Origin of the sequence: Erythrobacter sp. HI0063 (assembly GCF_001635685.1) — a bacterium.
Lineage (GTDB): Bacteria > Pseudomonadota > Alphaproteobacteria > Sphingomonadales > Sphingomonadaceae > Qipengyuania.
In genome coordinates this window covers 1-232 of record NZ_LWFF01000073.1, presented here as the reverse complement: position 1 = coordinate 232, position 232 = coordinate 1, and the positions used below count along the sequence as shown (strand labels likewise).

Annotated in this window: 1 pseudogene; it reads left to right on the top strand. The window is 58.6% G+C overall.

The features are described 5' to 3' along the window. A pseudogene (locus A3736_RS03660) lies at positions 1–232 on the top strand (hypothetical protein); the annotation flags it as partial.

Genomic DNA, 232 nt, shown 5'->3' with positions numbered 1-232 from the left:
ATTATGCGATCGTCAACAGCGTTTTGGTCGACCGTTCGGGGTCGACGCCGTGCCTGCGCATCGACAATTCCGAGACGATCCAGACGACGGGCGACGATGAGCTGGGCGCGCCGCGCTTCAATTCCTTCGTGCTCGATTGCGCCACCGACTTCCGCAATGGGAGCAACGTGACTGCAGATCAGACGCAGGGTATCTTCAACGCGGGCACGAACAACAACGCCAATTTCACGAA